Below are 24,621 nucleotides of genomic sequence, written 5' to 3'. Positions count from 1 at the left end.
CTTATAGTATAGCTGTTTCAGTGGTTTTTTCAACCTTCTCAATGTCATGTTGACGGGTTAAAATGATGTATACAACAGTCATCAATGTCACAATTGCCATGATTAACCACGAGATATTTGGTGAGATCAAATTTGCAATACCAAGGAACAATAACTGACCAACTGGCGCGCTTGACAAAGCAAATGTATTGAGCAAACCACTGACACTTGCCAGCTTGTTTTGATCAATGCGTTTCATTAAAATGGCACCAAATTTGGGATTGACTTGCGCGTTAAAATAAGCAACGACAAAGGAAATAAGCATCCATACACTGCCGTTTGGATAAATGATTGGTACGAGCTCTAAGCCTAGTACGCCAGTCAGCGCTACGGCTAGTAATTGCTTAGTTGTTAGATGACTCAGAAAAGGCATGGGCAGAAGAGAGCCTAACAACATCCCGGTTGAAAAGATAGCGCCAAACATCGCGACGGTAGTGCCAAAACTACCAATGAGCAGGCTTTTTTCGTGTAAAAGTGTGACATTAAATACGCCATTTAGCGAGGTGCCAATAAAATTAACTGCAGTGGCTAATAGCATTAACTGAAAGAACAGCTTGTCTTGATAAACATACGAAAAAGTCATTTTTAAGTCGTGCCACATGGGTTGCGTTGGTTTTGGACGTTGTGTTGTTTCAATATGTGCTTCGGCTTGTTTGAAGTGGTGACGATTGACAGTCATAATGAACCAAGCGACGATGAACATGAACGCATTGATCAAGCTAAAAGCGGCATAATCCTGATGTAGTAATCCCAATAATCCGACACCGGCAAAACCGCCAATTAAACTCACCGTGATACTGACCGCCTGCTCCAATCCCATTGCGTTTTGTAATTGATCATCGCTTAAAATATATCGTGATACGGGGGTCATTAATAGATTACTGTATGAGCCAATGGTATCAGCGAAAAAAATAAGTACTAGTAGCGCGATAAAACTGTCAAACCGACCATGCCAGAAAGTTAGAATAACAGTCACAATTAAGAATATACCGGCTTGCGATAGTCGGGCAAATGACCAAGCGCGCAGATGATTTTTAGTTTTATCTGCCAAATTTCCCATCACAACTGATAGTAGTGATGGGAAGAACTCAGCGAATGCCACTAATGTTACTGCGAGCGTTTTATTGGGTAGGATAGCGGCATAAATTAAAAAAACAATGTTAAAAAAACTGCTCCCAATATTATTAAAGAACTGCGCTATAATCATCACGCGAAATGCTTTGTTGACTTTGAAAACCTGCATTAGCAATACTCCTTTTGACTTGAATAAATTAAGTGTACACGGTAAGATAAATTAAAGAACAATAAGAGAATATATTCTACTTTAAATCATCTGTACACAACAGTTAGTAAAATAAGCATAGTTGATTTTGTTGTTAACACGATATAAGTGACATATATGACAACTTTTAAAAATAAGCAGGTATAAAATGACAAATTATGGCGAAGTTTTGCATGAATTGCGTGTTGGCAAACAGATGACATTAGCAAAAACAGCGGGGGATATTGTATCTGCTTCCTTTTTGGCTCGTTTTGAAAAAGGTGACACCAACATATCGTTAGAACACTTCACAAGGATATTGCAGCGGTTAAATGTCAGCCCCTTAGAATTTTTTGCGCTAGCCAACAAGTTTTCTGCGCAAATGTTTGATGATTTATTTACACAAATAACCGAACAGGCAACAATTGATTTAACGTGTAACAGCGCAGTTGTGGGTCAATATGTGTCATTATTAGCTAAGAAATTAACGCATACGACACAGCGATTGCCGGTGTTGTTGGCGCTAGATTTCTTTCAAACATTACTTGATGTGCAACACTTAGCACAACATGCTAATATGACAAATGTTTCTCAACGTTTGTTACAAGGTGGACGCCGAGCAAAAAATTATTTATTGTCAGTTGATACATGGGGTGAATTTGAGATGAAAATATTGACCCGATTTGCCTCAATGATTAGCGCCTCAGAGCTACGACCATTAGTTCAGTTAGCGGTACAAAAAATTGCCATTTATCAGCAGCAAGCTGTGTATGAAGATTATATGTTTCGTTTGTTAAATTCAGTTTTCTTTGCGACTGTGTACACTGATACGCAATTATCAGCTGAAATCCTGACGCTTATGTCCAGAGAAATGACAGCTCGAAATAATGCTGATAATCATTTGAAATACAGGTTAGCTGAGGCGTTACAAGCGCTTGCTGAAGGTCAAATTGCAAAAAGTCGAGCAAATTTTGAACAATTGACAACTGTAAGCCAACAAATTGGTTTGACATTTGATACATTCTTTGGCTTCTCAGCACAGGACTGGTTAGCTTTTGAGGAACAAGTGAAACACGGGCAACAACATACACGCATTCTGCGTTTTGAATTGTGAGGTAAACTATGATTGATTATGGCGCGACATTTAAACGCTTGCGAGAAGATAAGGGCTTGAAAATTGTTGACCTCGAGCAACCCAATATTTCACGATCATTGATTGGTAAATTTGAAAGCGGTCAAACACGGATGTCGGCTGATCGTTTAGACAAATTATTAGCCGACATGGGTGTTAGCCATGATGAATTCTTATTTCTTGGTGGTGATCGTAGTGATAATTATATTTATACAAAACTACATGAAATGGGCGTGCAAACCGGTGAACCAAAAGAAATGCAACAACTTGAGGCGATGATTACACGATCAACTAATGATTTAAAACATGGTCGTGGTGGGATTGGCGCTCGTTTTATGCGTGAATTTGGTTTGATGCTGAAGTACGGCATAGACAAAGAAACGAATGAGCAGTTCTATGATCGTGTTGAAGTAAAAAAGCATGTCAAACCAGCTGTTGATTTTCTCAAGCAAGCTGAAACTTGGGGGCGAATTGAACTAGACATTTTTACTTTGTTCTATCCGGGGATGTCACCAACAGACTTGTTGACACTGGGGCGTTTAGCCATTAAACGGGCACATTTTTATTCACAATTGCGAACAGAACAGATGCGTTTAGTTAACATTATTGACGTTGTTTTCACTGGCTTGATTTACACAGATATTGATGGCGCCGCTGAAATGTTAGCTTTAGAAGAATCGGTATTAAAGCGTATGGACGAATTCATGACGAATTTAACCACGCAACGGTTAAGGCTTGTGTATAGCAAAGGCATATTGCAAATGCTTCAGGGAAATGTTGAAGGTGGCTACACACAAGCAACGTCTGTTGTCCCAGCATACGAAATTGCTGGCATGAATCAGACGGCAAAATTCGTTCAAGAGGCAGCAAAATTAACGCGCAAGGAAATATTGGCCGGTAATCCTGACAATATACCACACACATACTCAATGTTGATTTAAAATGTGATAAACTTATAGTTATGGCATTATTAGAAGTAAACGGCCTAACCATGGCCTACGCAGAAAAAACTTTATATGAAGACGCAGAGTTTGAGCTTCAAAGCGGCGAACACATGGGAATTGTTGGACAAAATGGTGCCGGCAAATCAACGCTCATTAAGATTGTCACTGGGCAAGAACTTCCATTATCAGGCAAAATTGATTGGCAAAAAGGCTTGAAAATCGGTTATTTGGACCAGTATGCAGAAATTCCAGAGGGCATGACGCTGGTTGATTTTTTGCATACCGCTTATCAAGACCTATATGACAAACAAGATCGTATCACGGCACTTTACAATGAGTATGCCGAAACGTTGTCTGATAAATTGCTCGAACGCGCTGGTCGCATGCAAGAAGAACTTGATGCGGCAGGCTTTTATGATGTCGACACGCAAATTGAGCGTGTGATTTCTGGTTTGGGATTAGAGGCTATTGGACGTGAGCGTGAGTTGGAAGCTATGTCTGGTGGACAGCGCGCCAAGGTCATTTTGGCCAAGCTCTTGTTGGAAAATGACGACGTGATTATTTTGGATGAGCCAACCAACTATTTGGATGTGGCACACATTGAATGGCTGGAAGACTTTTTGCAAACCTTTGAAGGTGCAGCAATGATTATTTCCCATGATTTTGATTTCTTAGACAAAGTCACTAACGCAATCATTGATGTTTCATTTGGTAAAATCACTAAATTCCGTGGTTCATTTAAAAAGGCTATGCGTCAAAAAGACGAACGCGCCGAACAACAGTTGCGTCAGTACGAAAAGCAACAAACAGAAATTGAAAAGGCACAAAAGTTCATTGCCAAAAATAAGGCACGTGCTTCAACTTCTAAGCAAGCAAAGTCTCGTGAAAAAATGTTGGCGCGCATGGACCGTGTTGATCCACCTTCTGAAACCTTGCAAGCTAAATTTAATTTTCCCTATGTTAATTCACAGTCAGCTAACGCGTTGACAGTTAGTGATTTGTCTGTGGGCTATGTGACACCGGTGCTAGAGCCCGTGACTTTTTCAATTACCACTGGGCAAAAAGTTGTCTTTAAAGGTTTTAACGGCGCTGGTAAATCAACTTTGATTAAATCAATTTTGGGTGTCATACCGGCATTGGCTGGTCAATCTGAATTTTCCCCATCAGCGGTTGTTAATTATTTTGACCAAGATTTGGCTTGGGATAATGATAGCAAGACACCATTGCAGGAAATGCAAGATCGTTTTCCAACATTGGAACCAAAAGCCTTGCGTACGCGTTTAGCTGCAGCAGGCATCAATGCCGAAAATGCCCAAAAACCATTGCAACAACTTTCAGGTGGTGAACAAACCAAAGTTAAGTTGGCAATCATGGAAATGAAACCAAGTAATTTCTTGATTTTAGATGAGCCAACTAACCATTTGGATGAAGGTACTAAGAATGCTTTGCGCGCAGCGATTGACAAGTTTCAAGGCAATGTCATTATTGTGTCTCACGAGACCAGCTTTACACAAGGACTTGGGGACAAGGAATTGAACGTTGCAGCATTAAGTTATAAAAAGGAATCAGATTAAATGAATTTACTTACTCAAACAGGTATGCATGACGATATTACTGTGATTGATGTGGTTGATTCAACAATGACAATAGGTCGTGATATGCTCAAACAGGGCGTGTCACGACCTTTTGGCATTGTGAGCAATCAACAGCGCGCTGGTTATGGTAAAAAGGGACGCTTTTTCTTTTCACCGCGAGGCGCAGGCGTTTATCAAACTTATGTTTTTGATGTTGCGGGCGAATTTGACGCTGGTCTCTTAACAACAGGGGTTGCGGTTTCTGTGGCAGAGGTTCTTTTTGAAATGACTGGGATTCAAGTGTCATTGAAGTGGGTCAACGATTTTTACCTACATGATCGTAAAATGGGTGGTGTCCTAGTTGAAGGTATTTTAACTTCGGGTAAAATAACACAGGTGATTATCGGTATTGGTTTAAATATTTTACCGACGGCGGTGCCATCTGATTTGGAAGATATTGTAACAACACTCGGTGTGGACGTGGATCGCAATACGTTAGTTGCCGCGATTTTTGAAAGAATTGTTCAAAATATATCTGGATATCAAGCAGGTCAACATCTTGATTATTACCGTCAGCATTCATATTTAAAGGATAAGATGGTCACTTTACTGACAAATAACCAAGAAATTTCTGGACAAGTTCTTGACATTGGTACATGGGGTGAATTATTATTGAAACATGATGAAAACTTAACACCATTCATCAGTGGTGACGTAACGAAGGTGTTCATTAAGGGGAAGAAATGAAAAATAATACACAACGAATTGCGATTACAGCGGTTTTGACCGCGCTATTACTGATTATTGGACCACTAGCAATTAATGTTGGACCAGTGCCAATGACACTACAAACTTTAATTGTTGCACTAGTAGCTTCAGTAGCGTCAACGCGGGTTAGTTTAACAGCCATTGGACTTTATATTGTACTTGGCGCACTTGGTTTGCCGGTCTTTGCAGGATATTCTAGTGGCTTTGCCGTCTTGATTGGACCAACTGCCGGCTATTTGTGGTCATTCTTGCTTTATGCACCAATCATTGGGTTGACAATTAAGCATACCTCAAACATTTTGGCATTGATTGTTGCCAACATTGTAGCAGTGGTTGTTAATTTGGTGATTGGTACAATTTGGTTGTCTATCAGTACGCACATGAGTGCAACAGCAGCAATTGCGGCTGGTGTGACACCGTTCGTATTATCAGGATTGATCAAAATAGTTGTTGTGGTATTAGCCACAGTGTTGATCCGTCAGGCTACTCAAAAAATGCGTTTGACGGTATAAGTGTTAACGGGTATTGCTATCATCGGGAAATTCTGGTATAGTATTATCTGTTATGGAGAAGTACTCAAGCGGCTGAAGAGGCGCCCTTGCTAAGGGTGTAGACGTGTTAAAGCGTGCGAGGGTTCGAATCCCTTCTTCTCCACTAACCATTGAATGGCGTTGTATCAAGTTGTAAAAACCTTGATATGACGCTTTTTTTCATGCAGTAAATTGATTGAAATGTTAATAATACTAAGTATATGGATCACAATCGTTGCAAGGCGCGGGGATTAGAAGGTGAGATGATATAATATTAAAAACACTCTTAAGGAGAAAATGATGGCACAAAAAGAAACGTTTTCGGAATTTGAACGACAAGCAATGCGGAAAAGAGCAAAAGAACTTAAAAAAGCCAAAAACACGGAGGCAGATGTTTTAGAGAAAATAGCAGAAATGACTGACGAAGAAGTTAGCTTTGCGATGACAATTCATGATATCGTAAAGCGTGTCGCACCTGAGTTAAAAGCTAAAACGTGGTATGGTATGCCTGCCTATGCAAATGCTGATGGGAAAGTGGTGATATTTTTCCAAGCGGCGACGAAATTTAAAGCGAGGTATTCGACGATTGGTTTCAATGATACCGCTTCACTTGACGAAGGAAACTTATGGACGACGTCATTTGCCATTAGCGCTATGACAAATGACGTCGTTGCAAAATTGACAGTGCTCATTAAACGCAGTATCTCGGGTAACAATATTTCATGAGCACAGTAACATGTTGATATGACGTGTGGTACTTATTCAATTTAACATCTCAAAAAAACCACGACTGGAAGGTAATTCAAGTCATGGTTTTTTTGTCCTACGGTTAATTTTAAAAATTGTCTACCGGCATAATTAAAGTATCCGTTTAGTTGTGGTGTTGATGTGAACTGTGGGCTTGAATATTATTTTTAATTTGCAAAGCCCAAATGACAGTGCGCCGTCCTAAAAAATAAGACATCCCACCAAATAACACTTCTATGCCAACACACACCCACCAAAGCTGAGTTAGAGGGTGATTAAATAAGCTAGGCACAAACATGATGAACATGTAAAGGAAAATGACAAAAGCACAAACCGCAACAGCCCAGACGACGAGTGCGAGCCAGAATCTGAAGCCAAATGGTTTGTCATCATCAACATCAAATAACGTGTCTGAGAATACCAAAATCATGCCAAATAATTCTTCCATAGTAGTTGCCCTTCGAGTTTTTCTTATTGTACCATAAGCAATTGTTATCATGATGAAGTAATTAAACCTTGATATTTTTTTACGCGCAAATCCCCAAATAACGCCATGCTAGTGACGCTTGCTTTACAAGAGCAAGCAGGAATTGCTAGTATTGTTCTTAGTGAGTCGGTTACATTAGGAGATGAAAGCTATGAGTTTTGAACAAGATATTAAACAACTAAGACTACAAAAAAAGATGACACAACAGGAGCTGGCAGATGAAGTTCATGTCAGTCGGCAAACTGTGTCAACTTGGGAAACAGGTAAAAATTATCCTAGTTTGGATGTCTTAAGGCGTTTGAGTGATTTGTTTGACGTATCTTTCGAAAAAATAATGTTCGGAGAAGAAATCGACATGACAAACAAACAAAAAAGCATTGCTGAAGCAATTGATCAAGATGTGTCATTGAAGCATCGCTATAAGCGACTCACGATGATACTGGGGTCCATTTTTGTATTATTGGTATTATGGTTGGGCATGCTGTTGGTTGGTTACCAAAAAGGCATTGATACAATTGACCGCATGAATCCATTTTTGCAATACAAAGTTGCCTATACAAAAATGCCTAGCGATAAAGTCACTAATCCCAATAATAAGGCAAACCATGGTTATTGGACAAAATGGTTTTCAGATAATGACATGGGGACGGAGTGGACGAAGCTAACGCTAACAACGGGACTCAACCCCGGCGTGAAAGATCCGTACGTAATGGCTTATCACAAAGGCAGCTACGTTAAAATTGCCAGAATTGTACCGGGATCATCAGTTAGCACCGTCATGAAAAGCAATGTTTCAGCTATCACAAGATTGATGTATTCAAAAGATCACGATAATTTGAGTATGAATTTCCGATCAGTTAAGGATTTACAAAATAAAAAGCACTTTAATAAAGTTATTCAAGAACTTGTTGTGCAGTAGGTTAAACAAAGAATCATTATTGGGGATGATTCTTTTGCTTTTATTGAAAAAAGATTAAAAAATTCGGAAAATTTAGCCTTTAGATTGTACTATAATGAGAGTTATATACTAGGTTGATTGAAGCGATTGGGAGGTCGAAATCATGAATGATAATCAGATGAACTATGGCATTGCTGAAAAGCATAGTTTTAAAGATACCCTCCGAAACATTGGTAATATTGCTGCTGTGGGGACACATCGTTATTATTTTTATGTGGAACACGAGGGCAATGCGAGCCAAAATAAAATTTCTAAGAACGACTTGTTGCGACTCTTGGTAGATAACAAACAATTACAAAATCAGATTTTGGCTAATGAACTGAATATTGACAAGGGTGGTGAATTCACAATGGGGATTGTGAATACCTGTATCGCTCAAAACATTATTAGCTATCTTAATCGTTGACAGGTCGCTTGGCGAACGCGAAAAGAATAGATAACTTAATTGTCAATTATATCCACCACCAATAACGTGTGAGGAAGAATATAATGGCAAAGACTAACAGTGCAAATCCAATAAATTGACAAACATATTTTGCGACAGGATGGTGAATGTTAAAACCAATCGCTAAAGAAAATACCCCGACAACGACACAACATACTATGGTAACAAGCATGGTAGTATACATTAGCTTCTCCTTTCGTGGGACTAATTAATTTAATACTAGCAGACATCTATTTATAATCAAAGTAATACGTCCTGCTTTATTTGAAAAATACCATAATCTTCTTATCATCATCTCAAGGTGAAAATTGATAAAATGTTTGTTATTATATAGTAAGAAATAACAAAAAAATTCATTATTTGGGGAGAATCAAATGTTTCATATTCAGCCAACGCCTATTTCTTGGGTGCTGTGGGCGGCCATGTTTGCCGTACCTGTTGTCATTATTTTGCTAGGTGTCTATGCCTATTTCTTTGGTGGTAAGAAGCGTTTAGGCAACACGATTGGTGTCATCGGTATTATCGCAGCACTGGTTGTATTCGGACTAGCAGCGTCGTCAAAATATTATAATTATATCCACTCATCAAGTTACATTAAGTCCAAAAAGACTTACCAGTTGGAATATAACAACAATCAAAAACGTGAAATTGTCATCAAAGATTATCAAGGTAAGGTCATTTATCAATATACTGGCTCATTTAGCTTTGATCGAAGCGGACATGGTGTTAATCTGGTTGATAATAAGACAGGTAAGAAAACGTCAATCTACATTGGAGATAACGCCACTGTGATTGTAACAGATAAATAAAATTAGCGGAGACGACATCATGTCGTCTCCGCTTTTTAGGTTAACGTTCACAATTTGTTCACCAAAAATTCGTCTGGTCTTCCACCCCCCTAGTAGAATGAGGGTCTAGGCTACTAATGGAGAAAAATCATGCGTTTGAACAAACAATTCTACTTACCAATATTAATTACATTACTAACCTTCACAGGTCCAATACAGTCCGTGACAGCTGCCGAAGTGATGACAGCTGATGACGTCAAAACGGATAAAAAGCTACGTCTACCAAATGACGGTCGCTCTGACTTGCAAGAATTGATTCAGCGCGTCGCTACTGACGATACGGGTGACGGTCAGTCAGCAGGGGCGGAATCTGATGAGCTCGAGACACCTGAAGTAGCCGAACCGGAACAGCCTAAAGTTGAAGCAGACCCACAAGTTGAACAACCTTTGGCGAAGACAGATAGTAAGCCAGCTTCGTCTGGAAAAGCACCGAGAACAATTACGGAGAATCTGAACGGAACTAGCACTTGGACATTTGATTCGGATACTGGTTTGTTGGTTTTTGAGCAGGGACGATTATCACAGAACATCTACTCAAACATAGAAGCTGCTGAATTGTATCGTAACGACGTCAAAAAAATTAAATTTGAAGGGACTGTCACAGTAGACCCCAACGTGCCTTATTTATTTGCTAATCTAGGACAACTCACTGAATTTATTGATTTGCAAAATTTTGATACGAGTAATGTAACCTCGATGTCTTATTGGTTTTACAACAGTAAAGGCCTGACTAATCCTGATTTGAGTGCGTTGAATACCAGTAATGTGACGAATATGTCTAATATGTTTTATGGTACTCTCGCGACCAGTTTAGACTTGAGTGCGTGGAACGTCGATAAAGTAACAACGTTTGCCTACATGTTTTCTGGCGCGACGGCTTTGACCACTTTGAATTTATCAAGTTGGGGTGCGCATCGAACAGCAGACGTCGTTTCAATGGCCCATATGTTTTATAATACGGCAGCGTTGCAGAATGACAACTTTAATTTAACTGATTTTAATACCACCAACGTTAATAACATGACTTATATGTTTCAGAGCACGGGTTTGACGAATTTAGATTTAAGTATGTGGGACATTACTAAAGTCGCTGATTTTTCGTATATGTTCAATGGTTCCAAAATTGTAAATTTGGACCTTAGTCATTGGGGCGAGAACCGAACAGCAGAAAATGTTAACATGGCAGACATGTTTTATAACACACAATTTTTGGAGAATCTTGTGTTGACTGATTTTAAAACTAACCATGTTACTAATATGGCTTATATGTTTGGATATACGAAAAAAATGACGGTTTTGGACTTGAGTCAGTGGGATGTTTCAGAAGTCACCAATTTTTCGTACATGTTTGCTTCTTCTTCCTTGGTGACTTTGAACGTAAGTAATTGGTGTAAAAATGGAACTGCGGAAAATATCAATATGTCGCATATGTTTCAATGGATGGTGGGACTAGAAAATCTAATACAGAGTGATTTTACGACCGACAGGGTAACGGATATGTCCTATATGTTTCAGAGTTTTAGCAAAGAATATTTAGATTTGAGTTCTTGGAACGTATCAAAAGTGACGACTTTTGTGGGTATGTTTAATGGCACAGAGGCGAAGACAATTGATTTAAGTGGTTGGGGTGTCAATCGAACGGCTGAAAACGTAACGATGGAAGATATGTTTCGGAGCACAAATGTAGAAGGGCTGACATTAAACAATTTTGATACTATCAACGTCACTGACATGACTCGAATGTTTGAAAGCATAAATCTGAACGCGTTAGATTTAAGTCATTTTAATGTTGACCAAGTGACCGAGTTTCAGTTCATGTTTAATAAGTCAAAACTTGAAGTGATCAATTTGAGTAGTTGGGGAAGTAACCGAGAGATCGATGGTGTTAATATGCGTAGTATGTTTGCTTATACAGAGGACTTGAAGCAACTGATATTAACTAACTTTATGACCACGGGTGTTGCAACAATGATGGATATGTTTAGTTATTCGGGTATAGGCGAATTAGATCTTAGCTGGTGGGATGTTTCACAAGTAGCAAATTTTATGAACATGTTTAACTTTTCTCAATTAAAAACGCTTGATGTGAGCCACTGGAATGTTGGTGAAAATGTTGCAAGTGTTGGCATGACTAGTATGTTTGCTAATATGAGTCAATTAAATCAATTGACGTTGACGGGATTTAAAACAACCAATGTAACGGCTATGACCAGCATGTTTAATAAAAATGGGGCTTCTCAATTAGATGTAAGTGATTGGGACGTTTCTAAAGTAACCTATATGAGTAACATGTTTTATGATAGTCGAGTTACTACGCTTGACTTAAGTAAATGGAATACCAGCAGTCTGACAGGAAGAACAAACATGTTTACCCAAATGACTAAGCTCTGGAAAGTTAAGTTGGGCCCAAATGTTCAATTAGGTACAGGAAATGAGACGACAATGACGTTTACTGCAGCACCGTCAATTGGCACAACACTCAATGACAATGGTCATAACTACATTACCACGGCGGCAAGTTGGCAAGTGGTTGGTTCTGGTACAGACCATAATCCTAAGGGGGACATTGTCACGACAAGTGATATGTGGCAAAACGAACTGCAATCAGCCACCTATGTTTGGACGCAAGCACCGTTTGTCAATAGCGTTTCATCTTTTGGATTTGGTCAGGTAAAAGCGAGTGATTTTCGTGGCAGTAAGGTGCCAACAGCTGTTGGTGCATCTTCTTGTTCGTTTAATTTGAGTAACTTAGAGGTTAATCAACCGTATCAAATCACTATTGAACAAACAAGTGATTGGACAAATCATGAAACGTCGAAAAAAATTTCTGACTCGGATCTTAGTATGTATTATGGCGATGACGATATGTCAAACGGGCCAGTCATTTTTTGGCAAGAGGAAGCCCAAAATAGCCAAGTCAACATTCCGTTTGATCATGACAATGAGAAGCGATTTAACTTACAAATGAACAAAAATATCACCATGAATTCATCATTGATTGGTAAGTTGCTTGAATCCACGGTTACATGGTCATTCAATGACACACCATAATGTTTTGTCCGTTAATTGTTCATCAAGTAGCCCCCCCTAATTTGATTCATAGCAGATTAGGAGGATTTTCTTTATGCCAAATTAAAATTGAAATGTTTTTTCTTTTCATTTATCCAATCTAAGCGTATAATTATATCATTGAAATTTAAGAGAGTGGGACGCGTTTTTGGACGAAAAAATTAAGCAAGTTGAAGAGCAATATTTGAAGACAACACTATCAGCCATGAACCAATCTTTGACTGATACCGAGCTAGAAATTAAGCGGACAAACAAGAACATCTCTGACGTTTCCAAAAGTTGGGGAGATGTGCGTCTCAAAACCGATACCTATTCCGGTATTGTTGAAACAGCCATGTCTGTCCGCCAGCAACAACAAATGTTGGCTGAACGTGAAAATTCTAAGTCACGGGCAGAGCGTCGCTATGAAGTGTTGAATAAACAGATTCATAATCCGTATTTTGCACGTATTGATTTTAGCGAATCCGTGTCAGAAAGCGGTGAACCAGAAACCATCTACATTGGTTTAGGGTCATTTAGTGATGACGACAATCGCTATTTTGTCTATGATTGGCGTGCGCCGGTAGCTTCTATTTATTATGACGGTGGCATTGGACCGGTTGAATATTTGACACCGGATGGCACTCAAAAAGCTAATGTCACGCTGAAACGTCAATTTCAAATTGAAGATGGCGTGATTGTGACGTTATTTGACACGGAAGAGGCAATTGGGGATGCTATGTTGATGAATGCCTTGAGTGGCGAATCATCAACCAAGATGAAGTCAATTGTGACAACCATTCAAAAAGAGCAAAATAAGATTATACGTAATACTTCGGCGGATCTTCTATTTGTTCAAGGTGCAGCCGGTTCTGGTAAGACGGCGGCAGTTTTGCAACGTGTGGCTTACTTGCTTTATCGCTATCGTGGTAAATTAACCAGCGGTCAAGTGGTGCTATTTAGTCCTAACCAACTATTTAATGATTATATTGATCAAGTTTTGCCTGAATTGGGTGAACAGAATATGATTCAAATGACATTTTACCAATACGCCTCACGGCGTTTACCCAAAATGTCTGTAGAAACGTTGCAAGAACGCTTTGAATTGGATCATGTGAATAATCGCTTGGCATTGGCCAAAGGTAGTGTTGACATGTTCAACGCGGTCACTAATTATGCCAACTCTTTGACGCGTCAGGGGATGAAGTTCCGCAGCATTATGTTTAGAGGCGAGCCATTTATCGCCAAAGAACGCATGGCAGAAATTTATTATCAGTACAACGAAAATTACAAGTTAAGTCAACGTTTGGACGCAACTCGCGACACACTTATGCGTATGCTAAGCAGCCGCATTGGTACGGAAATGCGTAAAGATTGGGTAGATTTAGAAATTGAAAATCTATCTAAGGAAGAATATGATGAGCTTGTTGGCGCTGGGCGTGTCCGTATGGGCGACAATGAAGAAAATGATGCGGCGGCAGTGACGCGCCGCACGCAATTAGGTGCTGGGGAACAGGAGCGAGAATTTTCCAGTGAAAAAGCTGAGCGAAAGTTCTTGGCTAAGCAAATCACGACACGAGCTTTGAAGCCTTTGGCAAGACAAGTGAGACGTGCCAGTTTCCTTAATATCAATGCGCAATTTATTGAGTTTTTGCATGAGTTACCAAGATTTTTTGACTTAGCGGCTTATCAACTATCAGAAGCAGAGTGGCAGACGCATGTTGAACACGTTGTGGCTAATCTCAAGAATCATCAAATGTCCCTTGCTGACACAACGTTATATTTGTATTTATATGATTTAATGACTGGTAAGCATGGCGAACGTGATATTCGCTTCCTATTCATTGATGAAGTGCAAGATTATACGCCGTTCCAATTAGCTTTCTTAAAGTTTAGCTTCCCATTGGCAAAATTCACGGTGCTTGGCGACCTTAACCAAGCCATTTTCACCAAGGATAATGCGGCTAATTTGCAGGAAGATTTGGCTAGCTTGTTTGACTCAGAACGGGTAGACACGGTTAAGCTCACGCAAACTTATCGTTCGACGCAACAAATTACTGATTTCACTAAAGACATTTTATTGGGTGGGCAAGATATTGAAGCGTTTAATCGTAATGGCGAGAAGCCAACTGTGAAAATTGCTGACAATGAAACCGAATTGCTGAATAAGTTACGTCAGCAGTTACAACAAAATGCTAAAGACCAAGATTCGACAGCTATTATTACTAAAACACTCGCTGATGCGAAGTTATTGGCGCAACAATTGGCGGATAAAAATGTGACACTGATTCAATCAGAAAATCAACGTTTGGCGTTGGGCACTATCATAGTACCATCGTATTTGGCTAAGGGACTGGAATTTGACGCAGTCGTCATTTGGCACGCGGATTGGACACGATATGCGGCAGAAGACGAACGCCGTCTGTTGTATACAGTTGCGTCACGCGCGATGCATCGTTTGACATTGCTGGCTGAAAAGTCAGTGACACCGTTGTTGGACCATGTCGGTGCCGAACGTTATGAGGTTGAAAAATGAACGAATTAGTCAATGAAATTTTGAAACGCTATCAGCCACCTTTCATGGTAATTGGTGTTACCGGTTCAGTTTCAGTTGGCAAAAGTACATTTGCTAATAATTTGGCATCTTTATTGCATCAGGAAAATTTGACGGCTAGTGTGATTAGTACAGATGATTTTATGATGTCTAATGACACATTATTGGCCGCCGGCATTTTTGAACAAAAAGGGTTCCCACAGACATACGATTTGAACCGTATGGCAACAGTGATTAGAGATTTCAAGGCTGGTCGTGAGCGAATCGAGATACCCCTTTATACGCAAGAACTGGCTGATATTCACCCCACCCAATTGCAAACAATTATGCGACCCAACATTTTAATTGTTGAGGGTGTAACAGCCCTGCGATTGCCAGAGGATGTGTTAGATTTCAAAATTTTTGTTACCGCAGATTTGGTTGATATTAAGTCATGGTATTTGTCAAGAACGCTACAAGAAACAGCCTTAGCCAAGAATGATCCGTCTAGCTGGCGCTATCAATATGCCAAAATGCCGTTAGACGAGTTGAGTGATCTGGTCATGAAAGTGTGGGATACAACGAATCAAACTAATTTAGATCACTATATTTTACCTACGAAATCATTAGCAGATGTGATTGTTACGCTGAATGGGCAGCATGATGTGCAAAAAATCACATATAATAAATGATAATTAATTGTCAACTTAGTTGACAATTTTTTATTTAAGCGTAAAATACATTTTTGAAGCTAATGAAGAACTAAAGTGTTTTCTGTAAATGACAGAAAATGAATGAAAGGATTTTGATATGTCTGATAAAATAGTAGACACAAAGGGGAAACCAGTCAACCGCGTTGCCATGATGATTGTGTTGTTGGTCGGTGTGTTCTCTGTAATGCTGATGCAAACAGCTTTGGGGACAGCATTACCTGCATTGATGAAAGCGTTTGATGTTAATGCCTCAACAGTGCAATGGTTGACAACCATTTTCTTAATGGCTAACGGAATTATGGTTCCGGTTTCAGCTTTCTTAACAACACGAATTCAAACAAAAACGTTGTATTTATCAGCGCTTGGTTTGTTTACGGCTGGTACTTTACTGGCGTTTGTGACACCAACTAGTGCTTTCTGGATGCTCATGGTGGCACGTGTTTTGCAAGCTATGGCTGTTGGTGTTTTGATGCCATTGATGCAAGTGATTTCGTTGAATTTATTTGATGCAGAATCCCGCGGTAAAGCGATGGGACTTGGTGGTTTGGTTATTGGAATGGCACCTGCCATCGGACCAACGCTGTCAGGTTGGATTTTGGAAAAAGACCACACAATTTTGGGCTTCACACTTGAAAATTCATGGCGCTCAATCTTTGGCGTTGTCCTACCAGTGGTTATTGTGGTGATGATTGCTTCGTTCGTATATTTCCGTAACATTTTACCAACGAAAAAAGTGACGCTAAATGTGCGTTCTTTGATTGAATCAACGTTTGGATTTGGTCTGATTTTGTTTGGATTTGCCATGGTTTCAGATCACGGATGGGGTGATTTTGGTTGGGTTATTTTGCCATTAATTGCCGGATTGCTAATCACAATTGAGTTTATGTGGCATCAATCTCGTATGGAAAAGCCATTCTTGGATATGTCTGTCTTCAAGTCTAGACAATTTACCATTACGACAATATTAGTGTCCTTAGCAATGATGGCTATGATTGGTGTTGAAATGGTTTTGCCAATTTATATGCAAAATATTCGCGGATTAACGCCTTTGGATTCAGGATTAACATTGCTTCCAGGTGCGTTGATGATGGGAATTATGTCACCAATTGCTGGTGCTTTCTACGATAAGCATGGGGCTAAGCGCTTAGCCGTTACTGGATTTTCTATTTTGTTGATTGGTACTGTACCACTATTTTATATGACAGCTGATACGTCACAACACTTCATCACTGCGCTATATACATTGCGTATGTTTGGTATTGCGATGACAATGATGCCATTGACAGCTTCTGCTATGGGTGCTTTGTCACCTGAAACGGCTGCTCAAGGAACAGCTGCCAACAACACGATGCGTCAAATTGCTTCTTCATTGGGAACGGCAATTTTGGCATCAGTCATGCAGTCTGTTACTGATAACAATAAGCCAGCTGCTTCACTTAAAGGTCAAGATCCATTGTCATATGCTAATAAGTTAATAGATGCAACATTGAACGGCTTCCATGCTTCATTTTTGTTGGCCGCAGGATTTGCTCTTGTTGCATTGTTAATTACATTCTTACTACACAGTGGCAAAATTAACACACCAGCACACAAGGAGGACGCAGCCTAATGATTATTTTGTTGATAGCGTTATTTGCTATTTTGGCCTTTGTGGCAAATATGATGATTACTAATCGTGGCGTACGTATTGTAACGACAGTGATTATGTTTGTAGGTTTGGTTTTAAGTGTTGCTGGCGTTGCGGCTAACATGAATTCACACTACGGTATGAAGGAAGTCACCACCACAACCAAAAAACAAATCTACACAGCCGGAACAGCGTCACAGGGATTTGGTCTATTGCTTTATCAAGGTGTTGGTACAAACGGCGCTGAAAATGTCTATGTTTACCGTGCTACAGACAATGCTAAAAAAACAACGATTGCAAAGCCTAACTTGAATACCAGTTCTCGTATGTCTAATATTTCTGGCAATAAAGCCTACAAAATTACGAAAACAACGCGTTATGTTTATAAAAATGCCACAATGCGGTTGATGTTTGGTATTGGTGGCAATAATCACCAACTTAAAAATAAGCATGTTGTTTATCAAGTGCCAAGCACTTGGGTTGCTTTGACGACGACTCAAGCTAAGTCATTGCAATCGAAAATGACGCCAAAAACGGATGCTGAAAAGCAAGCACTAGCCCAACAGCAAGCACAGTTAGCTACCTTGGCAAAAACAGATCCAGACAAAGCAGCACAGTTACAAGTTGCAGCAGTCAAAAAAGCGTTAAATATTAAATAATATGTCATCAACGTTTTCGCCTTAAACAGGTTGGAAACGTTTTTTTGATACTATTGAAGTTGCTTTTAATCGGTGAAAAAAATAATCCAATAATTGGGAATGAAAAAGAATTACAGTTATTAGTGTATTACTTGCTAATTTCTGTGAATGTGTTACACTAATGGGGTAATAAAAGTTTTTGATTTTGATTTGTTTTTTTCGGAAGGCGCTCAGTACCAATTATTTTAGATTACGCACAATATTACTTGGTGAGCACACCAAAGGAGAAACATATCATGGAAAAAGGCACAGTAAAGTGGTTTAACGGCGAAAAGGGTTACGGATTCATCACACGCGAAAACGGCGAAGATGTATTTGCACACTTCTCAGCAATCCAAGGCGACGGCTTCAAGACTCTTGACGAAGGTCAAGCAGTTACTTTCGAAGTTGAAAGTGGTGACCGTGGTTTGCAAGCTGTTAACATCGTTAAGGGCTAATAACCAATTAGAAAGAACTCGCTTCGGCGAGTTTTTTTGTGTCGTGATTTCGTGGTATAATGATATCGTTACGATTAACACAAACATAAACTAAGGAGTTTGGAACAAATGGCTAAATTAGTACTAATCCGTCATGGTCAAAGTGAATGGAACGCATTGAACTTATTCAATGGTTGGATTGACACAAAGTTGTCAGACAAGGGTGTTGAACAAGCAAAGGAAGCTGGCGAATTGTTGGCGGCTGAAGGTATCCAATTTGATCAGGCTTATACATCAGTTTTGACACGTGCGATTACAACGTTGCACTATGCTTTGGAAGAGGCTGGTCAATTGTTTATTCCTGAAGAGAAGTCATGGCGCCTTAACGAACGTCACTATGGCGCTTTGCAAGGTCAAAATAAGGCTGAAGCTGCTGAAAAGTGGGGCGACGAACAAGTTCATATTTGGCGTCGTTCATACGATGTTTTGCCACCATTGTTGGATTCATACGATGAAACAATGACAGTTCAAGGTAAGACATATCCTGCGTTTGATCGTCGTTACGCCGATGTACCTGAAGGTGAATTGCCATTAGGTGAAAATTTGAAGATTACTTTGGAACGTGTATTACCTTTCTGGGAATCAAACATTTCAAAGGACTTGAAAGCTGGCAAAAATGTTGTCATCGCCGCTCATGGTAATTCACTCCGTGCCTTGGCTAAGCATATCGAACATATTTCAGATGATGATATTTTGAATCTTGAAATTGCGAATGGACAACCTCTAGTTTACGACTTGGATGACAATTTGGAAGTTGTATCAAAGACAACATTAACAAAATAAAGCTAATTATCATTCTTAGGTGTACCAAAATTGGTATACCTTTTTTTATTGCAATTTATTGCTTTTTCTAGTGGAAAAGTGTACATTGGTATATGTTGTGAAAATGGTTTTGATGTGTTATGAAAGTTTACATGAAAAAACTTATTTGTCCTAAAAAGCGTTATTATCAGTAGTGTTATGTCATATAGGGAAAGGAATCGCTGCATTTGTGCTTAAATTAGCACAAATTGGTGGGTGAGGTTATGAAAGATTATTTTCAAAGAATAGGACGCTCATTGATGCTGCCAGTGGCAGTGTTACCAGCTGCTGCGATTTTGACAGGTATTGGTAATTGGTTACCAGCTACTTGGTTTGTAAGTGGCGTTTTGAAGCTTGCGGGTGGCTCGATACTTGATATCTTGGCACTTTTATTTGCAGTAGGCTTAGCTTTGGGAATGTCCAATAAAAAGGATGGGGCGGTTGCTTTGGCAGCAGTCGTTGGGTACGCGCTGACAGACTATGTACTGCGTCCAGAAAATATTGCGACGTTGTTTGGTCAAAAAATAACAGCGGTTAACGCCGCCTTTGGTACACCAACGCACAACAATGTCTTATTTGGTATTGTATCTGGTTTAGTCGCAGCCGCGCTTTTTGATAAGTTTGGACAAACAAAATTGCCTCAAGCGTTGTCTTTTTTTAGTGGTAAGCGATTAGTACCTATTTTAACGGCCTTGGCGATGCTGATATTTAGTATTGTGATGATTGTGGTGTGGCCGTTTGTTTATGCGGCATTAGTTGCTTTTGCAACAACTATTTCTAATCTTGGTTGGATTGGGGCAGGATTGTATGGTTTCTTTAACCGATTACTGATTCCAACTGGCCTACATCATGCCTTGAATTCGGTTTTTTGGTTTAAAGTGGCGGGGATTAATGATATTGGTAATTTTTGGGATTCCCATGGTGTTTTGGGCATTACCGGTCGTTATCAGGCAGGATTTTTCCCAATTATGATGTTTGGTTTGCCGGCAGGGGCGTATGCCATATATCGTAATGCGTTACCAGAGCAAAAGAAACGGATTGGTTCGTTAATGTTGGCAGCAGGCGTTGCCTCATTCTTTACAGGTGTAACAGAGCCTTTAGAGTTCTCATTCATGTTTGTTGCGTGGCCACTGTATTTGATTCACGCAGCTCTAACTGGTTTGAGCTTGGCAATTGCTGCTTTTTTCCATTGGACATCTGGCTTTGGGTTTTCAGCCGGGCTGGTCGACTACGTATTAGCGTTCAAAATGCCTTTGGCTAACAAGCCATATATGTTGTTACTACAAGGGATTGTATTCGCGATTTTGTATTATGTGATTTTTAATTTTGCAATTCAAAAATTCAATTTGATGACACCGGGTCGTGATCCAAAAGAAAATAATTCGGCAGAAAGTGATGTCGTGCTCAGTTCGTCAACAGAAGACAAGTATTTACGCACTGCACGTGTGATTTGGCAAGCTTTGGGTGGAGATAAGGCAAAAGACAATTTAACTTATTTATATAATTGTACGACGCGTTTACGTTACAAAATGACGGATACGGCATTGGCTGATGTTAATGCTTTAAAACATGCACCGGGTGTTATGGGCGTTAATGTTTTAGATCAACATCAAATTCATATTGTGATTGGACCAGATGTGCAATTTGTGGCAGATAATATTCAAAACATTTATGACGGCAACTTGTCACCGACGCTGACGGTACCATTAAAATCAAGCGAAATGATACCCTCGGAAACGACAACACCGATCAAGGATACAGTAGTTGAATCACTTTTTGCGGTAGCTGATGGGCAACTTTTACATTTAGAACATGTCAAAGATGATACCTTTGCTAGCAAAGTGATGGGTGATGGTTTTGCAATTGAACCTGCTAACGGCAATGTTTTAGCGCCGATTGATGGTGAAATTACAATGATTGCACCAACACAACATGCTATTGGTATTAAAACAGAGCGTGGTACAGATGTGTTGGTTCACATGGGCATTGACACAGTCGCTATGAATGGTGCACCATTTGATCTCAAAATTACCGTCGGTGATCATGTTAAACATGGCGATAAGCTGGCAGATATGAACATTAAAGCAATTCATGAAGCTGACAAAATGGCAACGATTATGGTGATTTGCCTCGAATTACCGGAAACCGCCACCGTTAAAATTGATGAAGAATTGGATTTTGATGGTCATGGTGGGGACTATGTCGGTCAAATAGTGTACTAAAATAAGGATAAAAAATAGTTGAAAGCGCTTACAAATGGTGATATACTATAGTTAATCAAATAAGAGGAGGCCATGAATGTCGCAAAACAATTTGACAGAAATTGAAGCAGTTCAAGGCAACGCCTCGCAGACTAAGGTTGAGATTAATTAATTATTCCAATGTGAATAAACAAATGCTAATGATAAAGCGCAATCAACTGACGTCGCAAAAGTACACAAGTTATCCAAATGATATATATGTAGCAGACAAATTTTGTCTGACCACCCCAATAATAGTGGGATGACGTTGTGTACTGTCAAGAAGCGAGGTGTTGCGTGACAGTGGATGTTTCAGCAACACTATGCGTTTGCCGCGCATATTTGACAAAATCATATAACAAAAAACCTGACATCATCGTGCATGAAGTCAGGTTTTTTGTATATAATAGATTCAATACGTTCAGGAGAGTAATTATGTCAGAAAATACCAATAGCAATGCTATCTATGATCTTCATGACAAACCACCATTTTTAGTGTGGCTTGGATTATCACTTCAGCACTTGTTTTCAATGTTTGGCGCAACAGTCTTAGTGCCGTTGCTAGTTGGGTTAAATCCCGGTGTGGCCTTGTTTACTTCGGGAGTCGGCACACTATTACACCTACTGATTACACGTGGTAAAGTACCAGCGTACATGGGCTCAAGTTTTGCCTTTATTATACCGATGGCTTCGCTTTTGAAAACAATTGGCTATCCAGCGGTCGCGCAAGGTATTATTTCCGTTGGTCTAGTCTACTTAATTGTTGCTCTTGTTGTGACATTTACAGGAACTGGTTGGATTGAATACATTTTTCCAGCAGAAGTTGTTGGTCCGATTATTATGGTTATTGGTCTGAGTTTGGCAGGATCGGCTGCTAGCTCTGCGACAATGCTGAACAATAAATATGATTGGCGCGTCTTTGTTGTTGCTTTGGTTACACTCCTTGCGACAATTGCGTTTAATATGTTCTTAAAAGGTTTCTTGGGACTACTTCCCGTGTTGTTAGGGATTATATTTGGTTATATTGTCGCGTTAATGGTTGGTTTAGTTGACCTAAGCCCAGTTGCTTCAGCGCACTGGTTCCAATTACCTAACTTTGAAACGTTCATTGGTAAGAATGGATTTGTCTTTTATCCGGCAGCGGTGCTGAGCATGGCGCCTTTGGCGTTAGTAACCCTATCAGAACATTTAGGTCATTTGATGGTATTGTCTAAAATTACTGGACATGATTTTTTCGCTAATCCTGGCTTGAAGCGTACGTTAACTGGTGATGGTACGGCTTCAGTAGTCGCTGGATTAGTTGGTGGACCAGCGGTAACGTCTTACGGTGAAAATATAGGTGTGATGCAGTTGAGTCGTGTATACTCTGTATGGGTTATTGGTGGTGCGGCATTCTTCGCTGTTGTCTTTAGTTTCATTGGTAAATTATCTGCGTTGATTTCAACTATTCCTGGTGCGGTTACTGGGGGTGTTGGCTTCATGCTTTACGGCGTCATTGCGGCGGCGGGTTTGCAGGTCATTGTGGACAATAAGGTTGACTATAGCAAAAAGCGTAATTTGATGATTGCTGCACCGATTCTTGTGGTTGGTATTGGTAATTTCCATTTACAGTTGAGTTCGCAAGTCGATTTTTCAGGTGTCGCTATCGCTACCGTTTTGGGTATTGTGTTGAATCTGGTTTTGCCAAAAGTGGCTGCCAGTGAAAAGTAATTTTAATAAACCTTGTTAGGAGGTGCTGCGTTAGCCTGTAAAGGCTGAAACGCAGCACTTTTTTGATCGAAATTGTGATGAAATAATCTTGTTGTCGATCGAAATTAATCGGTTAAAATTTTAATTTATGGGCGTTGATAACTAAGTTGACAACCTTACAAAGTCAAGATAATAAAAAGTTTGTGAAAAAGGTTCGCTAAGTAGTTGAAATTCAAACTGAAAGGCGTATCATAGATTTATATTATGACGAATAGCCGAAATACTTACGACCACTTCGCCAAATATTTGAGAAAGGAGAAGGCGCATGGATGACCCAACGGCAACGTTTAAGTTTCTTGGTTTGACCTTTGATTGGACCACAATTATTTCAACGTTGCTGGCTATGGCAATTGTTGTCATTGTCTCAGTTGTATTGACCCGCAATCTTAGTGTAAAACCTAACAAGCGGCAAAATGTGATTGAATATTTGCTAGATTTCACGAACGGTATCGTTGGTGGACAACTATCAAAAAAACAAGCACGTCAATTTGGTTTGTTCGCATTTACATTGTTTTTCTTTGTAATTGTGTCAAACGAAATGGGCTTGCTGTTACAAATTAAGCTTGGTGATGGTGTGACTTATATTAAGTCACCAACGGCCAACCCAATTGTAACAATGACCTTGGCAATTATGTCGTTAATGGTAGCTCATGGTATGGGTGTGCAAGAACTTGGCTTTAAAGGCTATATCAAGAATATGTTCTTCACCCCGTATGCATGGATGTTGCCGTTGAATATTATTGAACAATTAGCCAATTTCTTGACGTTGTCACTGCGTTTGTTCGGTAACATCTTCGCTGGTGAAATGTTGCTGACACTCGTAGCTAACAGTTTGGCATGGCCAGGACATTTTAATGGTCTTTGGTCAGTGTTGTCATTGCCAATCGAAATGGTTTGGCAAGGATTTTCACTCTTTATTGGTGCCATTCAGGCATACGTATTTGTTATTTTGACTGGCGTGTTTATTTCACAATTGTCAGGTAATGAATAGTGTTGTTGGAGC

The 24,621-nt window shown here is 39.7% G+C and carries 21 protein-coding genes and 1 tRNA gene; 20 read left to right on the top strand and 2 right to left on the bottom strand.

Going from position 1 to position 24,621, the window contains the following annotated elements:
- Position 1: 1 nt before the first annotated feature.
- On the bottom strand, positions 2 to 1,282 hold the full coding sequence (locus IEU65_RS04975; RefSeq protein ID WP_010295888.1) for an MFS transporter: 1,281 nt from the start codon (positions 1,280 to 1,282) through the stop codon (positions 2 to 4).
- 187 nt (positions 1,283 to 1,469) lie between these two features.
- On the opposite strand from IEU65_RS04975, the gene IEU65_RS04970 reads away from it, so the two are divergent.
- The 7 genes from IEU65_RS04970 (at position 1,470) to IEU65_RS04940 (ending at position 6,974) form a co-directional block, all read left to right on the top strand.
- The gene (locus tag IEU65_RS04970; protein ID WP_010295885.1) at positions 1,470 to 2,414 is read left to right on the top strand and encodes a helix-turn-helix domain-containing protein; all 945 of its coding nucleotides are present in this window, start codon (positions 1,470 to 1,472) and stop codon (positions 2,412 to 2,414) included.
- Positions 2,415 to 2,422: 8 nt separating this feature from the next.
- Entirely contained in the window at positions 2,423 to 3,373 is a 951-nt protein-coding gene (locus IEU65_RS04965) for an Rgg/GadR/MutR family transcriptional regulator (protein WP_010295882.1), read from the top strand.
- Positions 3,374 to 3,393: 20 nt separating this feature from the next.
- Positions 3,394 to 4,950 carry an ABC-F family ATP-binding cassette domain-containing protein gene (locus IEU65_RS04960; protein ID WP_010295879.1) on the top strand — a complete coding sequence of 519 codons (1,557 nt, stop codon included), beginning with the start codon at positions 3,394 to 3,396 and terminating at the stop codon, positions 4,948 to 4,950.
- Positions 4,951 to 5,697 carry a biotin--[acetyl-CoA-carboxylase] ligase gene (locus IEU65_RS04955; RefSeq protein ID WP_010295875.1) on the top strand — a complete coding sequence of 249 codons (747 nt, stop codon included), beginning with the start codon at positions 4,951 to 4,953 and terminating at the stop codon, positions 5,695 to 5,697. It begins immediately after the preceding gene.
- A complete protein-coding gene (locus tag IEU65_RS04950) occupies positions 5,694 to 6,230 on the top strand; it encodes a biotin transporter BioY (RefSeq protein ID WP_010295872.1) in 537 nt (178 codons plus the stop codon). The genes IEU65_RS04955 and IEU65_RS04950 overlap by 4 nt, the downstream gene beginning before the upstream one ends.
- A gap of 54 nt (positions 6,231 to 6,284) precedes the next feature.
- Positions 6,285 to 6,372, top strand: a tRNA-Ser gene (locus tag IEU65_RS04945).
- A gap of 176 nt (positions 6,373 to 6,548) precedes the next feature.
- On the top strand, positions 6,549 to 6,974 hold the full coding sequence (locus IEU65_RS04940) for an iron chaperone (protein WP_031941378.1): 426 nt from the start codon (positions 6,549 to 6,551) through the stop codon (positions 6,972 to 6,974).
- A gap of 145 nt (positions 6,975 to 7,119) precedes the next feature.
- Here IEU65_RS04940 and IEU65_RS04935 read toward each other — a convergent pair whose 3' ends face one another.
- Positions 7,120 to 7,443, bottom strand: coding sequence for a hypothetical protein (locus tag IEU65_RS04935; RefSeq protein ID WP_010295866.1), 324 nt, complete (start codon positions 7,441 to 7,443; stop codon positions 7,120 to 7,122).
- A gap of 190 nt (positions 7,444 to 7,633) precedes the next feature.
- Between IEU65_RS04935 and IEU65_RS04930 the strand changes: the two genes are divergently transcribed.
- The 13 genes from IEU65_RS04930 (at position 7,634) to atpB (ending at position 24,609) form a co-directional block, all read left to right on the top strand.
- Positions 7,634 to 8,401: a helix-turn-helix transcriptional regulator gene (locus tag IEU65_RS04930; RefSeq protein ID WP_010295864.1), complete on the top strand. Its 768-nt coding sequence runs from the start codon at positions 7,634 to 7,636 to the stop codon at positions 8,399 to 8,401.
- A gap of 142 nt (positions 8,402 to 8,543) precedes the next feature.
- Positions 8,544 to 8,846, top strand: a complete 303-nt coding sequence (locus IEU65_RS04925; protein WP_010295861.1) for a hypothetical protein — start codon at positions 8,544 to 8,546, stop codon at positions 8,844 to 8,846.
- 413 nt (positions 8,847 to 9,259) lie between these two features.
- The gene (locus IEU65_RS04920; RefSeq protein ID WP_010295859.1) at positions 9,260 to 9,694 is read left to right on the top strand and encodes a hypothetical protein; all 435 of its coding nucleotides are present in this window, start codon (positions 9,260 to 9,262) and stop codon (positions 9,692 to 9,694) included.
- Positions 9,695 to 9,823: 129 nt separating this feature from the next.
- Positions 9,824 to 12,784: a BspA family leucine-rich repeat surface protein gene (locus tag IEU65_RS04915; protein WP_010295857.1), complete on the top strand. Its 2,961-nt coding sequence runs from the start codon at positions 9,824 to 9,826 to the stop codon at positions 12,782 to 12,784.
- A gap of 166 nt (positions 12,785 to 12,950) precedes the next feature.
- Complete coding sequence (gene helD, locus IEU65_RS04910) at positions 12,951 to 15,317, top strand: RNA polymerase recycling motor HelD (RefSeq protein WP_010295855.1); 2,367 nt, start codon at positions 12,951 to 12,953, stop codon at positions 15,315 to 15,317.
- Entirely contained in the window at positions 15,314 to 16,006 is a 693-nt protein-coding gene (locus tag IEU65_RS04905) for a nucleoside/nucleotide kinase family protein (RefSeq protein ID WP_010295852.1), read from the top strand. The genes helD and IEU65_RS04905 overlap by 4 nt, the downstream gene beginning before the upstream one ends.
- A gap of 118 nt (positions 16,007 to 16,124) precedes the next feature.
- Complete coding sequence (locus IEU65_RS04900; protein WP_010295851.1) at positions 16,125 to 17,636, top strand: MDR family MFS transporter; 1,512 nt, start codon at positions 16,125 to 16,127, stop codon at positions 17,634 to 17,636.
- Positions 17,636 to 18,313, top strand: coding sequence for a DUF4811 domain-containing protein (locus tag IEU65_RS04895; protein WP_010295847.1), 678 nt, complete (start codon positions 17,636 to 17,638; stop codon positions 18,311 to 18,313). Before IEU65_RS04900 ends, IEU65_RS04895 begins: the two co-directional genes overlap by 1 nt.
- 275 nt (positions 18,314 to 18,588) lie before the next feature.
- Positions 18,589 to 18,789 carry a cold-shock protein gene (locus IEU65_RS04890; RefSeq protein ID WP_004912309.1) on the top strand — a complete coding sequence of 67 codons (201 nt, stop codon included), beginning with the start codon at positions 18,589 to 18,591 and terminating at the stop codon, positions 18,787 to 18,789.
- 108 nt (positions 18,790 to 18,897) lie between these two features.
- Positions 18,898 to 19,611 carry a 2,3-diphosphoglycerate-dependent phosphoglycerate mutase gene (gene gpmA / locus IEU65_RS04885; protein ID WP_004912306.1) on the top strand — a complete coding sequence of 238 codons (714 nt, stop codon included), beginning with the start codon at positions 18,898 to 18,900 and terminating at the stop codon, positions 19,609 to 19,611.
- Between the two features lie 242 nt (positions 19,612 to 19,853).
- Positions 19,854 to 21,851, top strand: a complete 1,998-nt coding sequence (gene nagE / locus IEU65_RS04880) for an N-acetylglucosamine-specific PTS transporter subunit IIBC (protein ID WP_147651160.1) — start codon at positions 19,854 to 19,856, stop codon at positions 21,849 to 21,851.
- Positions 21,852 to 22,304: 453 nt separating this feature from the next.
- Positions 22,305 to 23,579 (top strand): uracil-xanthine permease family protein, encoded by a 1,275-nt coding sequence (locus IEU65_RS04875; RefSeq protein ID WP_004911737.1) that lies wholly within the window; start codon positions 22,305 to 22,307, stop codon positions 23,577 to 23,579.
- A gap of 304 nt (positions 23,580 to 23,883) precedes the next feature.
- Positions 23,884 to 24,609: a F0F1 ATP synthase subunit A gene (atpB, locus tag IEU65_RS04870; RefSeq protein WP_010291627.1), complete on the top strand. Its 726-nt coding sequence runs from the start codon at positions 23,884 to 23,886 to the stop codon at positions 24,607 to 24,609.
- Positions 24,610 to 24,621: the final 12 nt, after the last annotated feature.

It is taken from the genome of Leuconostoc pseudomesenteroides KCTC 3652 (genome assembly GCF_014634745.1).
Classification (GTDB): Bacteria; Bacillota; Bacilli; order Lactobacillales; family Lactobacillaceae; genus Leuconostoc; species Leuconostoc pseudomesenteroides.
This window is presented reverse-complemented; position numbering and strand designations above follow the sequence as displayed.

What these genes read in the sequence shown, in the direction of transcription:
- IEU65_RS04890 (WP_004912309.1), top strand. Translation starts at nt 18,589, where the DNA reads ATGGAAAAAGGCACAGTAAAGTGGTTTAACGGCGAAAAGGGTTACGGA.
- IEU65_RS04950 (WP_010295872.1), top strand. Translation starts at nt 5,694, where the DNA reads ATGAAAAATAATACACAACGAATTGCGATTACAGCGGTTTTGACCGCG.
- IEU65_RS04935 (WP_010295866.1), bottom strand. Translation starts at nt 7,443, where the DNA reads ATGGAAGAATTATTTGGCATGATTTTGGTATTCTCAGACACGTTATTT.
- IEU65_RS04915 (WP_010295857.1), top strand. Translation starts at nt 9,824, where the DNA reads ATGCGTTTGAACAAACAATTCTACTTACCAATATTAATTACATTACTA.
- IEU65_RS04925 (WP_010295861.1), top strand. Translation starts at nt 8,544, where the DNA reads ATGAATGATAATCAGATGAACTATGGCATTGCTGAAAAGCATAGTTTT.
- IEU65_RS04960 (WP_010295879.1), top strand. Translation starts at nt 3,394, where the DNA reads ATGGCATTATTAGAAGTAAACGGCCTAACCATGGCCTACGCAGAAAAA.
- IEU65_RS04900 (WP_010295851.1), top strand. Translation starts at nt 16,125, where the DNA reads ATGTCTGATAAAATAGTAGACACAAAGGGGAAACCAGTCAACCGCGTT.
- IEU65_RS04905 (WP_010295852.1), top strand. Translation starts at nt 15,314, where the DNA reads ATGAACGAATTAGTCAATGAAATTTTGAAACGCTATCAGCCACCTTTC.
- IEU65_RS04895 (WP_010295847.1), top strand. Translation starts at nt 17,636, where the DNA reads ATGATTATTTTGTTGATAGCGTTATTTGCTATTTTGGCCTTTGTGGCA.
- IEU65_RS04920 (WP_010295859.1), top strand. Translation starts at nt 9,260, where the DNA reads ATGTTTCATATTCAGCCAACGCCTATTTCTTGGGTGCTGTGGGCGGCC.
- IEU65_RS04975 (WP_010295888.1), bottom strand. Translation starts at nt 1,282, where the DNA reads ATGCAGGTTTTCAAAGTCAACAAAGCATTTCGCGTGATGATTATAGCG.
- IEU65_RS04940 (WP_031941378.1), top strand. Translation starts at nt 6,549, where the DNA reads ATGGCACAAAAAGAAACGTTTTCGGAATTTGAACGACAAGCAATGCGG.
- IEU65_RS04955 (WP_010295875.1), top strand. Translation starts at nt 4,951, where the DNA reads ATGAATTTACTTACTCAAACAGGTATGCATGACGATATTACTGTGATT.
- atpB (WP_010291627.1), top strand. Translation starts at nt 23,884, where the DNA reads ATGGATGACCCAACGGCAACGTTTAAGTTTCTTGGTTTGACCTTTGAT.
- IEU65_RS04970 (WP_010295885.1), top strand. Translation starts at nt 1,470, where the DNA reads ATGACAAATTATGGCGAAGTTTTGCATGAATTGCGTGTTGGCAAACAG.
- IEU65_RS04875 (WP_004911737.1), top strand. Translation starts at nt 22,305, where the DNA reads ATGTCAGAAAATACCAATAGCAATGCTATCTATGATCTTCATGACAAA.
- IEU65_RS04965 (WP_010295882.1), top strand. Translation starts at nt 2,423, where the DNA reads ATGATTGATTATGGCGCGACATTTAAACGCTTGCGAGAAGATAAGGGC.
- nagE (WP_147651160.1), top strand. Translation starts at nt 19,854, where the DNA reads ATGAAAGATTATTTTCAAAGAATAGGACGCTCATTGATGCTGCCAGTG.
- gpmA (WP_004912306.1), top strand. Translation starts at nt 18,898, where the DNA reads ATGGCTAAATTAGTACTAATCCGTCATGGTCAAAGTGAATGGAACGCA.
- IEU65_RS04930 (WP_010295864.1), top strand. Translation starts at nt 7,634, where the DNA reads ATGAGTTTTGAACAAGATATTAAACAACTAAGACTACAAAAAAAGATG.